General features: G+C 32.0%; 11 protein-coding genes and 3 tRNA genes. 3 read left to right on the forward strand and 11 right to left on the reverse strand.

The window, feature by feature from the left end; all coding sequences use genetic code 11:
• Positions 1 to 143: 143 nt before the first annotated feature.
• The 3 genes from K1X16_RS15915 to K1X16_RS15925 all read right to left on the reverse strand — a co-directional run bounded on the left by K1X16_RS15915 (position 144) and on the right by K1X16_RS15925 (position 469).
• Positions 144 to 217: transfer RNA gene (locus K1X16_RS15915), tRNA-Arg, on the reverse strand.
• Positions 218 to 250: 33 nt separating this feature from the next.
• A tRNA-Pro gene (locus tag K1X16_RS15920) sits at positions 251 to 325 on the reverse strand.
• Between the two features lie 55 nt (positions 326 to 380).
• Positions 381 to 469, reverse strand: a tRNA-Ser gene (locus K1X16_RS15925).
• Positions 470 to 660: 191 nt separating this feature from the next.
• Between K1X16_RS15925 and K1X16_RS15930 the strand changes: the two genes are divergently transcribed.
• Positions 661 to 1254: a hypothetical protein gene (locus K1X16_RS15930; RefSeq protein WP_225037107.1), complete on the forward strand. Its 594-nt coding sequence runs from the start codon at positions 661 to 663 to the stop codon at positions 1252 to 1254.
• A gap of 4 nt (positions 1255 to 1258) precedes the next feature.
• Here the strand turns inward: K1X16_RS15930 and K1X16_RS15935 are convergent, their stop codons facing one another.
• The 8 genes from K1X16_RS15935 to tsaD all read right to left on the reverse strand — a co-directional run bounded on the left by K1X16_RS15935 (position 1259) and on the right by tsaD (position 7696).
• Positions 1259 to 2440, reverse strand: a complete 1182-nt coding sequence (locus tag K1X16_RS15935; protein WP_225037108.1) for a class I SAM-dependent methyltransferase — start codon at positions 2438 to 2440, stop codon at positions 1259 to 1261.
• A 7-nt stretch (positions 2441 to 2447) separates the two neighbouring features.
• Positions 2448 to 3536: an AI-2E family transporter gene (locus tag K1X16_RS15940; protein ID WP_195871271.1), complete on the reverse strand. Its 1089-nt coding sequence runs from the start codon at positions 3534 to 3536 to the stop codon at positions 2448 to 2450.
• A 179-nt stretch (positions 3537 to 3715) separates the two neighbouring features.
• Complete coding sequence (locus K1X16_RS15945; RefSeq protein WP_225037109.1) at positions 3716 to 4219, reverse strand: TrmH family RNA methyltransferase; 504 nt, start codon at positions 4217 to 4219, stop codon at positions 3716 to 3718.
• A 62-nt stretch (positions 4220 to 4281) separates the two neighbouring features.
• Complete coding sequence (locus K1X16_RS15950) at positions 4282 to 4419, reverse strand: hypothetical protein (protein WP_225037110.1); 138 nt, start codon at positions 4417 to 4419, stop codon at positions 4282 to 4284.
• Between the two features lie 10 nt (positions 4420 to 4429).
• Entirely contained in the window at positions 4430 to 5071 is a 642-nt protein-coding gene (locus K1X16_RS15955) for a DUF4159 domain-containing protein (protein ID WP_195871269.1), read from the reverse strand.
• A gap of 4 nt (positions 5072 to 5075) precedes the next feature.
• Positions 5076 to 5780 carry a 16S rRNA (uracil(1498)-N(3))-methyltransferase gene (locus tag K1X16_RS15960; protein ID WP_225037111.1) on the reverse strand — a complete coding sequence of 235 codons (705 nt, stop codon included), beginning with the start codon at positions 5778 to 5780 and terminating at the stop codon, positions 5076 to 5078.
• Complete coding sequence (locus K1X16_RS15965) at positions 5780 to 6412, reverse strand: peptidylprolyl isomerase (protein WP_225037112.1); 633 nt, start codon at positions 6410 to 6412, stop codon at positions 5780 to 5782. The genes K1X16_RS15960 and K1X16_RS15965 overlap by 1 nt, the downstream gene beginning before the upstream one ends.
• 261 nt (positions 6413 to 6673) lie before the next feature.
• Positions 6674 to 7696, reverse strand: a complete 1023-nt coding sequence (tsaD, locus tag K1X16_RS15970; protein WP_225037113.1) for a tRNA (adenosine(37)-N6)-threonylcarbamoyltransferase complex transferase subunit TsaD — start codon at positions 7694 to 7696, stop codon at positions 6674 to 6676.
• A gap of 138 nt (positions 7697 to 7834) precedes the next feature.
• Between tsaD and K1X16_RS15975 the strand changes: the two genes are divergently transcribed.
• Positions 7835 to 12256, forward strand: a complete 4422-nt coding sequence (locus K1X16_RS15975) for a translocation/assembly module TamB domain-containing protein (protein ID WP_225037114.1) — start codon at positions 7835 to 7837, stop codon at positions 12254 to 12256.
• A gap of 135 nt (positions 12257 to 12391) precedes the next feature.
• On the forward strand, positions 12392 to 13378 hold the full coding sequence (gene pfkA, locus K1X16_RS15980) for a 6-phosphofructokinase (protein ID WP_195871265.1): 987 nt from the start codon (positions 12392 to 12394) through the stop codon (positions 13376 to 13378).
• Positions 13379 to 13399: the final 21 nt, after the last annotated feature.

The raw sequence follows: 13399 nt of genomic DNA on the forward strand, positions 1-13399 counted from the left end.
AATAATTAATGTTTAGTCATAATTTTTGTTCAATTCAGACTTGTTCTTTTTAATAACTAATAGGTGTATACTTTTGATTTACAGTCTAATACAAGTGTTTTTTAAACACAAAAAAGCCTCAACATAAATGTTAAGGCTTTTTGTGATCGCACTAGGATTCGAACCTAGGACCGCCTGCTTAGAAGGCAGGTGCTCTATCCAGCTGAGCTATGCGACCATTTAGAGTAAAACTCTAAAAATTCAATAAAAGTCGGGGTGGCAGGATTCGAACCTGCGGCCTCCACGTCCCAAACGTGGCGCGATAACCGGGCTACGCTACACCCCGAAAATGATTATCATTAATATTACTTACAGAATCGCATAAGCTGCAGTAAAACTAGCGGAGAGACAGGGATTCGAACCCTGGGTAAGTGTTTCCACCTACGACGATTTAGCAAACCGCTCCTTTCGGCCACTCAGGCACCTCTCCAATATATAAAAGAACATTCCTTCAAATGCGGATGCAAATGTAACGCAACATTTTAAAGAACGCAACAATTTTTTTGAGTTTTTTTATAAAATTTTATATCATTTATTTAAGTGTATATTTATCAGATTGGTATAAGAATAATTTGTGTTGTAAATCCACCAAAAGTAAAACTATAACTTTGAAATTTTAAAATGTCTAAATATAAAAATGATAGAGCTTTTACAGATTATGTGCATAAACATATTGCATTACCTAGCATTTATAAACCCATTAACTGGAAAGAAGTTAAATTAAAGAAAAGTTACGCTAAATATATTGACATGACTGTCGGTATTGATTACGTTTTTTTAAATGAAAATGTTGTAAAAACTGTTCAAGAACGTTTTAGAGAAAAGTCATATAAATCCTTTACTGATTTTACAATTCGTTATAGGCGTGATGAAAATAAACACCAAGACCGTCACGAATCAGAATACTTTAAAATGAAAGCTCATTATTTTACTTACGGAATTTTAGATTGCTCAAAACAGGAGGTAAATGAGTCTTCCAAATTTCTAAAATACGCGATTATAGATTTAAAAAAAGTGTACGAGAAAATTGATTCTGGTGTTATCTATATTTCTGATAATGGTAAAAATAAATCTGAAATTTTAGACGGTAAGCGTATAGAATGTCCCGTGAAATATAATACAGATGGCTCTTCATCCTTCTTTCCTATAGATATTTCATATTTAGTAAAACTTTGGGGAAATGAAATGGTTATTGCGCAAAAAGGCTTTTTGTAATAACTTAATTAACCTTTGAACAAACTAAAACTATTTTTTCTTCATTTAGGTTTGTTGTAAAAAACAAATACGTATGTCCTCCGTCTTTGATTTTTAGTTTTTTTCGAATATCATTTACAGACAATGGAAAATTACGAGTGGTAACATTCGCTTTTGTTATGTTTTCTTTTGAAAAAATCTTTTTGTTATAAGGCAATACCTTTTCAATTTTAAATTGTCTACCAGGAAAATCTATAAGCTCCTCTGAAGTATATAAATGAGAGTGCTTGTGCAGTTTATCAACTTTTAGAAGTTGACTTACAGAGTTAAAACCACCCGATTTTAAAACGGCAGCATTTGGCTCGTATAAATAGGTGAGTGGTTCATTGTAAGTTTCTATTGCTTCAGGCTCATCACTAAATTTAAAACTAAAATACTGCGTGTTCGATTTTTGAATGTTAACCGTTTTTATCTCAACATCTCCTTCAAAATGCCGATCTAAAATCCATAGTAACTCTTTAACCTCATTATGTACTGCAACCACATAAATCATTTTGACGTTTGTTATATCTAAAAGTGTCGCTGTTAAATCTAACAATGGTGAGGTTTTAATCATCACATTTTTAGCATACTTTAAAAATACATCTTGATGCGTTTTTATGTTAGGTTCACAATCGGAAAGCAGAAACACTTTTTGTTTAGAGTCGTCGCGACGCGATGGATCTACATAAATCCAATCGAATGGTTTATCGATATCTTTTAAGGCTTCAATTCCATTGTCGTTAATGCATGTAATATTAGAAATGTTGAGCGTTTCTGCATTATGTTTTACTATTGCTGATAGTTTAGAATTAATTTCACAATGCGTAACATGCTGTACTTGTTTTGAGAAATAATACGCATCAACCCCAAAGCCTCCTGTGAGATCAATAAGTGTTTTTCTAGCAACTAAACTTGCTTTAAACTCAGCAGTTGTTTCTGAAGACGTTTGTTCAATATTTAGCTTGTTAGGATAGTATATGTTCTTAGCGTTAAACCAGGTCGGTAACTTTTTTTGGCATCGTTTTTTTGCTTCAATTTGTTCTATAATTAATTTTGAATCAACGGTTTCAAACGGTACACCTTTTAATAATAAGTCTAAAGTGTTTGAGTTTATATTATCAGTTATAAAACTCTGAATATCAATATGTAGTAAGGATTCGTTCAATCTAATACTATAAGTTTTTAGTGAATTTTTTAACGATATTGTAATCTGATAAAAACTCTTTTAAAACAACCTTTATAGCTGTGTACGTTGGAATAGCTACAATCATACCAACCACACCAAATAAAATACCTGCTATGATAATTACTAAGAAAATTTCCAAAGGATGAGATTTTACACTTTTCGAAAAAATGTATGGCTGACTAAAGAAATTATCGACCAATTGTGCAATAATAAAACCAATCATTACATAAGTCGTTTTTGGTAAAATAACGTCACTAAAGCTTTCACCTAAATTGCTTGACATACTTAGTAGCAGCATTAAAAACCCACTTACTAAAGGGCCAACATAAGGCACAAGATTAAGTAGCGCACATAAAAATGCAATGACTATGGCGTTGTCAATATCAAAGACTAATAAAATGATGGTATAAATAACAAATAGGATTAAAATTTGAAAGATAAGTCCAACAAAATAGCGCGATAATAAGTCTTTGATAGTTGTAATTGAGCGTTTAGAACGTTTTTCATTTCCACTTGGAATAAAAGTCATTAAACCATCTTCAAATAACTTGCTGTCCTTTAAAAAGAAGAACGAAATAAAAAGTACTGAAAACAAACCAATACTAAAACTTCCTAAACCACTGATAAAGCTGTTTAAAAAGTTAGGTATTACTGCAAAATCTAATTTTGAGAGCAAGTGCGAGTCTTCAATTGATTGTTCAATATCTATTTGGTTAAATTGAAAATAGGTGATTATTTGGTCGTATAGATTTTCAATATTTACTTGAAGTTGCTCAATATTTAGTAAGGCTAAATTTTGCCCTTGTTCAATAATTAAAGGGATAAAGAGACCAATGAGACCCACAAAAAGACCTAGTAAAACCACCATTGTGGTTACTACAGCTACGGTGTTATTGAACTTTAATTTTTCTCTTAAAAATAAAATGATTGGTCGTCCGATTAACGAAATAACAACAGCTAAAAGAATGTAAACGATTACAGACTGAATTTTGAAAAGGAAATACAAAACTAAAATTACGGCCAACATAATTCCCACTGCTCTTAAAATACCGTTAGCTATTATTTTTGAATTCATGTATTCGTATTTATTGCTTTTAATTAGCTCCTTTTATGGGTTAAATATAGTTAAAGATGTTGAATAGTTTTGCTTGGTAGCTATCTGTTCATAATTCAGCAAGGACTTGTAGACCTTTTAGGTATAATTTTTAAAATTATATTTCATACCAACAAGGTATTTTAAACCTTTCAGGAAAACTAATTGTTAAGTTGTTTTGTAATTTCATAAAGTGCAATACCTGTGGCTTGTACCACATTCATACTACTATTATTTCCAAACATATTTATATGAACTACAGCATCCACTTGCTTTAGCACAGCTTCTGCAACTCCAAAATTCTCATCACCCAAAATTAATGTAATAGGTTGATTAGTTTGTATTTTAAACTCTGTTAATGGTTGACTGTTTTCAGAAATTTCTAAAGCAATTAAATAATAATTATTAGCTTTTAAAGCTTTAATTTGAGTTTCAATTCCGTCTTCAATACGATAGCTAACATACTTTTCAGTAGAACGCGACGTTTTTGTCATGCGTTTTCCAAATGGAATATCTGAACCACAAAAAATGAGTTCTTCTACACCAAAGGCATCGGCAATTCTGAATAAGCTTCCAATATTTGGAGCATTAGTGACATTATCGCAAATGACTTTAATTGGGTGTTTTTGTTTTTTGAAGTTGGAATTGTAATGGTTGAGTTGCATAAAATTAGAAGATAGAAACACGAAGCATGACGTTTCGCTGATTCAAACGTTACTTTGATTATTTAATTAATATGATTCGCTTTTCCGCATTTATAAATAGAATGGTAGGAATGACCAAAACAACGCGTTATTCCTTTTGGGCACTCTTCATGAAAGTTTGATAAACCAGTAGCGTAAGTATGACTATTAATAGATTCCATAGTTTGAAATCTAATTCTCAAAAACATACTTTACGATATTAGCTCCCATTTTAAGTGCTTTTTCACGTACATCTTCAGGGTCGTTGTGAACTTCTTGATCTTCCCAACCATCTCCTAAATCACTTTCAAAGGTAAATAATAAGACTAATCTGCTGTCGTGAAAAATCCCAAATGCTTGTGGTGTTTTTCCATCGTGTTCATGAATTTTAGGTAATCCATTCTGAAATTCAAAAGCCGCACTAAATAGTTTATGATCCTTAGGAATTTCAATTAATTCACTATTCGGAAATACTTTTTTTAGCTCCTTAGTAATGTAAGGTTCCATGCCATAATTATCATCAATATGAAGAAAACCACCAGAAATAAGGTAGTTTCTTAGGTTTTCGACATCATCATCGGAGAAAAACACATTGCCATGACCTGTCATGTGTAATAAAGGAAATTGAAAAATATCAATGCTTCCTACTTCTACAGTTTGAATACTTTCGTTAATATTAGTACCAATATTATCATTACAATACTTTACCAAATTAGGTAAAGCTGTAGGGTTACTGTACCAATCTCCACCACCTTTATATTTTAAAATGGCGACGTCTTGAGAAAACAAGAACAAAGTAAAAAGTGAAAAAAATATAGTAAAAATGAGTCTCATTAGTCTATTCATTTAAAAACGCCACAGAATGACAAGCAACAATAGCAGCTGTTTCTGTTCGTAAACGTGTCTCACCCAAAGTTACAGGAATAAACTGGTGCTGCAAGGCCATTTCGATTTCTTTAACGCTAAAATCACCTTCTGGTCCAATTAAAATAGTGATATCTTCTGCTGGTTGTAATTGCGACTTTAAAGATTTTTTATCTGTTTCTTCACAATGCGCAATAAAAATCTGTCCCTTAAAATCTTGATTCATAAAATCTTTAAAAGTAATTGGCGCATTTAATTTTGGCAAATAATAATGCAACGATTGTTTCATGGCAGATTGAATTATTTTTTCAAAACGTTCAATCTTTACAACCTTGCGTTCGCTATGATCGCAAATTATTGGTGTAATACTTTCGACACCAATTTCAGTAGCTTTTTCTAAAAACCATTCGTATCTATCGTTCATTTTTGTTGGTGCAACAGCTAAATGAAGATTGTAATTGCGTTTAGGCTCTTTGCTTTTAGATAAGATAGAAACCGTACAATGTTTTTGATCTGCTAATGTGATTTCGGCAGTAAATAACCAACCATTACCATTGGTAATATGTAAGGTGTCTCCAATAGTTTTTCGTAAAACTTTTGCAATATGTCTGCTTTCGTCTTTATCAAAACTAAAGCTGGTATCGTTTTCGGAAATATTTGCGTTGTAGAATAACTGCATTACTCAATATCTTCTGTGAATTTTAAAACTGTAATTTCTTCAATAGGTGTTCTATTTTCAGTTTTAATAGCGAGGTAGTATTTTTTATTTTCAATGTCATCAACCGTAAAAACATCGTTAATGCCATGGTTTTCATTAAGTGCAACAGCATCAAAAGCCGCTGACATATCGCCTGCTTTTATCCAACCTGTATCTCCTTTTGTTTTTGCGGTATTTCCACTAGAATGATGTCTTGCTAAATCTTTAAATCTATAACCTTCGTGGTATTGTGCGAGTACTTTATTGCGTTTAGATATGGCTTCTTTGTTTGATGATTTTGAGGCATCAATGACAATGATATTGAATTTATAATAATCTACTTCAGCCTTATCTATTACTTTATAATAGGTTTTTTTAAAGTCTGTTCTAATGACTTTTTTTCCACCTTTGGACAAATTAAACAGGTCGTTAGCTAATCTGGTTTTATGTTTTGCTTTATTGAACGTAAATAATTTACCTTTACTAGATCTGTTTTCTTTTATAAATGATGTCGCTTCTTCTGAGGTTGAAATTGAATCGAGTTGTTGTTCAAATGCGTCTTGAGAGAAGCTAAATAAAGGTATAAAAAGTAAAAGTGTAAATAAGTGTTTCATAATTGAATTGAATTAGGTTTGATTTGGGTTATTGCAAAACAACTAAATTTTAAGACACTATTGAAGTAAAGGTGGTAAGGATGTTAACAGATGTTTTAACAATTTTGAAAATAGATTTTCTTAAACTGTAATTTTCTGAATTTAACTGAGGTTATGATTCTAATTCTCATTTTATCCGTGTATCTCTCCGTTATTGTAATTACACTGATACACAAAGAGCTCCACAGAGATACATAGAGAACGTAAATGGTGTTTTTAAAATTACAGTTTTAATCGTGCGGTTGCCATCACATCAAAATCAGAAAAATCTTTTTCTAAATATTTCAAGTAACCAACAATAGCAATCATGGCGGCATTATCTGTGGTGTATTCAAATTTTGGAATGTAGCTTGTCCATCCAAATTTCTGTTCAGCATCTTTTAAGGCTTTTCTAATACCCGAATTTGCAGAAACACCTCCACCAATGGCAATATGTTTTATACCAGTTTGTTTAACGGCTAGTTTTAACTTCGCCATCAAAATTCCGATGATGGTATATTGAATTGAGGCACAAATATCATTGAGATTTTCTTCAATAAAATTAGGATTCGCTTTCACTTCACGCTGAACAAAATAAAGGATATTAGTTTTTAATCCTGAAAAACTAAAATTCAAGCCATCAACTTTTGGTTTTGTAAACTGGTAGGCTTTCGGATTTCCAAGTTGTGCACGTCTGTCTATTTCCGGACCAGCAGGATAACCTAAGCCTAAAACTTTTCCGCTTTTATCGTAAGCTTCGCCAACGGCATCGTCAACCGTTTCTCCAAGAACGTCCATTTCAAAATAACTAGACACTTTTACAATCTGTGTATGTCCACCAGAAATCGTCATGGCTAAAAATGGAAATGGTGGTTTGTTGTGATCTTTTTCGTCTATAAAATGTGCTAAAATATGAGCTTGCATGTGGTTAACATCAATCAACGGAATATCTAAACCATAAGCTAGTGATTTAGCAAAAGACGTTCCCACTAATAAAGAACCCATTAATCCAGGACCTCGTGTAAAGGCAATTGCACTTAATTGCTCTTTTTTTATATTTGCTTTTTCAAGCGCTTGGTGAACAACAGGAACAATATTTTGTTGGTGTGCTCGCGACGCCAATTCTGGAACAACACCTCCATATTCGGCATGTATTTTTTGGTCGGCAACTATATTGCTCAAAATCTGGTTTTTACAAAGAATTGCAGCACTTGTATCGTCACAAGATGATTCAATTCCAAGGATATAAATATTTTCTTTTTCCATAGTCGATATTAGGCACAATAATTGTTAATTTTACCAGGTAAAGTCCATTACCTTATTAACAACGTATTGTAAGGACAAAGGTAATAAGAAATCATAAAGTAAATCATCAAACGGATACTCAAAATATTAGGGAAAATTGTGGCAATTATACTGCTGCTTTTTTTCATTTTGTTTTTGGTGCTATCGATTCCGGCTGTACAAACTAAGTTAGGAAGATACGCAACCGATAGAGTAAATAACGATTTTAAAACAGATATAAATATTGGTCGTGTTGGGCTTCAGATCAATGGTGATGTTGAGTTGAAAGATATACTGATTAGAGATTACAAACAAGATACGCTAATTAGTGTTGGCGAATTAAACAGTTCGATTATTAGTTTTCGGAATTTGTTGAACAGTAAACTCAATTTTGGGGATATTGATCTTCAAGATGTGTTATTTAACTTAAAAACCTATAAAGGAGAAAACGATACTAATTTAGATGTTTTTGTTGCGAAATTTGACAGCGATAACCCAAGAGTTGGTCCTAGTGAGTTTCTATTTTCTTCGAGCGATGTTTCTATTGAAGGAGGAATATTTAGACTAACTGACGAAAATTTAGAAACACCAAAAATATTTGAATTCACAGAGTTATATGCAAATACCACTAATTTTTTAATTAATGGTCCTGAGGTAAGTTCTCGTATTAATAAGTTCAGTTTTATAGATAGCAGAGGCATTGCGGTTAAGAATTTAATGGCAAATTTTGAATATACACTAGATCATATGTCTTTTGGAGATCTTAACATAACCACTGAACAATCTGAGTTAAAAGGGGATTTAAGATTTAATTACAACCGAGAAGATTTTAAACAATTTACAGACAAGGTTAATGTAGTCGCAAGTTTTAGAGAGTCAGATATTTCCTTAACAGAACTCAACGTGTTTTTTGATGAATTTGGTGTTAGTCAGCATGCAAATTTCAATGCAGATTTATCAGGTACACTAAATAATCTTGAAGCTAAAAATCTAAATATTAGTACAACTACAAATACCAGAATCATTGGTGATATTACGTTTAAAAATTTATTTAGTAAGGAAGATGATAGTTTTGCTTTGCGTGGAAATTTTCAAAATTTAGCGTCAAACTATAGAGACTTAACAGCGTTATTACCAAAACTGTTAGGTAAGTCTATTCCAAGTGTGATTTCAAAAGTTGGTAATTTCAAAATAACCGGAACATCATTTATTACAGCTAAACGCGTTGAAGCCGATTTAGATATCGATACCGATTTAGGTTTTATTAAATCTAATTTACAACTTACAAACATAGATAATATTGATAATGCCAGTTACATCGGAAACATTGTTTTAGATGAATTTAATATTGGTGAACTCATCAATAATCCATTGGTAAAAACGACCTCTTTAAATTTAGATGTTGATGGGAAAGGGTTTACAGTAAAAAACTTAAAGACAGATGTAAAAGGAGATGTCTTTGTGTTAGATTATAACGGTTACACGTATAGAGATATCACACTTTCTGGAGATCTTGGAAATAGTATTTTTAACGGTATAGTAAAAGTTGAAGATTTAAACTTACAAATCGATTTTAATGGTTTAGCTGATTTTTCTGAAGACCTTAAAAAATTCGACTTTAAAGCCAACGTTGGTTATGCTAACCTAAGCAATTTAAATTTTGTTACTAGAGATAGTATTTCGGAGTTTAGAGGATTAGTAACTATGTCTGCAACAGGTACAACTTTAGATAATGCCGTTGGAGCTATTAATATTAAGAACACAACGTATAAAAATCAAGATAGTAATTACAATTTTCAAGATTTTGATATTGTATCCACCTTTGAGGATAATGAGCGTACAATTTCTATAAACTCACCAGATATTATAGATGGTAAAATTACAGGACAGTTTAAAACTAAAGACCTCTTAGGTTTAGTAGAAAACTCTGTTGGAAGTATTTACACTAATTATGTTCCGAATGTCGTTGATGCCAATCAGTATGTCGATTTTAGATTCAATATTTATTCAAAAATTGCCACCGTATTTTTCAAAGATCTCATCCTTGGAAAAAACACTTTTATTGAAGGCCGTATTGAAACCGACGAAAAAGGCTTTGAACTTACCTTTAATTCGCCTGAAATTAAATTTAAAGATTATTTTGCCACCAATATTAATATAGATGTTGATAATAGTAATCCCTTATATAATACCTATGTAGAGATTGATAGTCTAAGTGCTGGGATTTATAACGCTTCTCAATTTAGCCTTATAAACGTTACAAAACGAGATACTTTATTATTTAAGTCTGAATTTAAAGGAGGAACAAATAATGCTGATGATTTTAATTTAAATCTGTTTTACACTATAGACGAATCTAATAAATCTGTAGTAGGCATTAGAAAATCTGACTTAAAATTTAAGGGGTTTGATTGGCAGTTAAACTCTGAAAAAGACACCTTAAATAAAGTAACGTTTGATAGGGACTTTAAAACATTCGACATTTTTCCAATCAGAATAACCCACGATAGCGAAGAAATTTTAGTATCAGGAAAAGTAACAGATTCAACCAACAAAGACTTTAATGTAGATTTTAAAGATGTTGAGTTAGTAAAAATTACGCCTCGCATAGATAGTTTGGCTCTCAAAGGTATTGTAAATGGTAATTTAGATGTGGTGCAAAAAGACGGAGTATATTTACCAAAATCTAACGTAGAAATAAGTGGCTTTTTTGTCAATGATTACGATTTAGGAAATCTTAAAGCCAATATTGAAGGTAATAATTCTATAACCAATTATAATGTAGATGTCACTTTAATTAATGATAATTTAAAATCATTAGACGCAAAAGGAACCATAGATGTTGCCGATAATAACCCTGAGATAGACTTAAATGTTAATTTCGAAGAGTTCTTATTAGATCCATTAAATCCATTAGGTGAAGGAGTTATTAGTAATATTAGAGGCTTGGTATCTGGTTATGCCAATGTAACAGGTAGTTTAAAAAAACCCGCAATTTATGGCGAGTTGTTATTAGATAGAGCTGGTTTATCTATTCCGTATCTTAATGTAGATTATGGATTTGATTTTGACTCTAAGGTATCGCTAAGAGGTCAGCAATTTATCTTTAATGATGTTGCTATGACAGATTCTAAATACTTTTCTAAAGGAAGTTTAAACGGAGTTATTGCGCATAATAATTTTTCAGATTGGAAACTAGGATTAGAATTAAATACAGACCGACTTTTAGTGTTAAACACAGAAGAATCTGAAGACGAATTGTACTATGGAACAGGATTTATTTCAGGAAGAGCTGAAATTAAAGGACCAACAGATCAATTAACCATCAAAGTTATAAATGGAAGAACTGAAGCCGGAACTGAATTTTTTATTCCGCTTAATGATTCTGAAAGTTTTGGGGATAATTCATTTATACACTTTTTGAGTCCTGAAGAAAAAGCAGCCAGAGTTAAAGGAGAACTAACGGAAACTATAGAAGTTAAAGGATTGGTTTTAGATTTTGATTTAAATGTAAACCAAAACGCAACCATAGAAATAGTAATAGATAAAGAAGCCGGAAGCACCATAAAAGGTAGAGGAGTAGGAGGATTAAATTTCTTAATTAATACCAATGGAACCTTTAATATGTGGGGAGATTTTGTGGTTTACGACGGAACCTATAATTTTAAATACGGTGGTTTTGTTGAAAAGAAATTTAAGGTGGAACAAGGAGGAAGTATCGTTTGGGAAGGAGATCCTTTGGGCGCAGAAATTAACCTCAAAGCTCTGTATGCTGGTAGCGCTAATCCTTCTGTGTTATTAGATAATCCAATAAATCAAAGTATTGATGTCGAAGTCGAAATCCATTTAACAGGTCAGTTAGAGCAGCCAGATCCTCAATTCGATTTTAGATTTCCAAACGTAAGCTCAACGGTTAAATCAGAGCTAGATTATAGGTTGGCTTCTAAAGATGAACGCGATAATCAAGCCTTAATATTTTTAGCAACAGGAGGGTTTTCAAGTAGTTTGGGTGGGGCTAATTTTACGGGTACTATTTCAGAACGATTAACAGGAATTGTAAATAATCTATTTGGAACAAATAACGGAAACTTAGATATTGGCATTGATTTAGAACTAGGACAAGACACACCAGAATTACAAACCAATAATAAATTTGGATTAACACTTCAAACCAAAATTAGCGATAAAGTATTAGTAAATGGTAAGGTTGGTGTACCGTTTGGAAGTGCGAGTCAAACAGTAATTAGTGGTGATGTACAGATCGATTTATTATTAAATGAAGATGGTACGCTTAGAGCTAAAGTGTTTAATAGAGAAAATAGTATTAGAAACTTTGGTGAAGAAATTGGTTATACGCAAGGTGTCGGTTTGTCTTATAATGTAGAGTTTGATACGTTCAAAGAATTACTTCAAACTATCTTTTCTGGAAAAAACAAAAAAGATAAAAGCAGACAGAAGGAAAATAAAAAGGAAGAAAATGAGGATGATTTATTGCCAAGTTACATGACAATGAAAGAAGAAAAGTCAAAATCGAAGCCTTAAATCCTTCAAAATCTTCATAGTTATTAAATACTTATTAACGAAAACGTTTGAATTGTTTTTTAGTAATTATTTTTATGACAATAGTCACTTTTTTATATGAAGAGTTTCTTAATTTTACTGTAAATAAATACGTAAATGCTACAAACAATAAAAAAAATAGGTGTTTTAACTTCTGGAGGAGATGCGCCAGGAATGAATGCTGCAATTAGATCCGTAGTAAGAACTTGTGCTTTTCATAATATTCAATGCTTCGGTATTTATAGAGGATATGAAGGTGTCATTGATGGAGATTTTGTTGAAATGGATGCACGTAGTGTTAAAGGTATCATTAATAAAGGTGGTACAATTTTAAAATCTGCACGTTCTAAAGAGTTTAGAACAAAAGAAGGTCGACAAAAAGGTTATGACCAATTAAAAAAAGCAGGAATTGATGCTTTGGTGATCATTGGTGGAGATGGTAGTTTTACAGGAGCCATGATTTTTAATCAGGAATTTAACTTTCCAGTTATGGGGATTCCTGGAACCATTGATAACGATATTTTTGGTACAACGCATACATTAGGATACGATACAGCGTTAAATACAGTTGTAGATGCTATCGATAAAATTAGAGATACAGCCAGCTCGCATAACAGATTGTTTTTTGTTGAAGTGATGGGTAGAGATGTCGGACACATTGCATTAAATGTTGGTATAGCAGGTGGTGCTGAAGAAATCTTAATTCCCGAAGAAGATTTAGGATTAGACAGGTTAGTTGAATCGCTGAGACGAAGTAAAAAATCTGGAAAATCATCGAGTATCGTTGTCGTTGCCGAAGGTGATAAAATAGGTAAAAGTGTTTTTGAACTTAAGGATTATGTCGATGAGAATATGGAAGGTTACGACGTAAGAGTATCTGTACTTGGACACATGCAACGTGGAGGTGCACCTTCATGTTTCGATAGGGTTTTTGCAAGTAGAATGGGTGTAAAAGCTGTAGAAAGTATAATTACAGGAAAAAGTAATTACATGGTTGGTATGAAAAACGATGTTATTGATTTAACACCATTTGACCAAGCTGTAAAAGGAAAATCAAAAATAAACAAGGAACTTTTAAGAGTTTCTGATATAATGTCAATATAAATAAGAACAAAAATTAAACAA

It is taken from the genome of Winogradskyella sp. SM1960, from assembly GCF_020179375.1.
Lineage (GTDB): Bacteria > Bacteroidota > Bacteroidia > Flavobacteriales > Flavobacteriaceae > Winogradskyella > Winogradskyella marina.

Excerpts from the sequence above, each read along its gene's own strand:
- K1X16_RS15930 (WP_225037107.1), top strand. The coding sequence starts at position 661 with ATGTCTAAATATAAAAATGATAGAGCTTTTACAGATTATGTGCATAAA.
- K1X16_RS15940 (WP_195871271.1), bottom strand. The coding sequence starts at position 3,536 with ATGAATTCAAAAATAATAGCTAACGGTATTTTAAGAGCAGTGGGAATT.
- K1X16_RS15945 (WP_225037109.1), bottom strand. The coding sequence starts at position 4,219 with ATGCAACTCAACCATTACAATTCCAACTTCAAAAAACAAAAACACCCA.
- K1X16_RS15950 (WP_225037110.1), bottom strand. The coding sequence starts at position 4,419 with ATGGAATCTATTAATAGTCATACTTACGCTACTGGTTTATCAAACTTT.
- K1X16_RS15955 (WP_195871269.1), bottom strand. The coding sequence starts at position 5,071 with ATGAGACTCATTTTTACTATATTTTTTTCACTTTTTACTTTGTTCTTG.
- K1X16_RS15960 (WP_225037111.1), bottom strand. The coding sequence starts at position 5,780 with ATGCAGTTATTCTACAACGCAAATATTTCCGAAAACGATACCAGCTTT.
- K1X16_RS15965 (WP_225037112.1), bottom strand. The coding sequence starts at position 6,412 with ATGAAACACTTATTTACACTTTTACTTTTTATACCTTTATTTAGCTTC.
- tsaD (WP_225037113.1), bottom strand. The coding sequence starts at position 7,696 with ATGGAAAAAGAAAATATTTATATCCTTGGAATTGAATCATCTTGTGAC.
- pfkA (WP_195871265.1), top strand. The coding sequence starts at position 12,392 with ATGCTACAAACAATAAAAAAAATAGGTGTTTTAACTTCTGGAGGAGAT.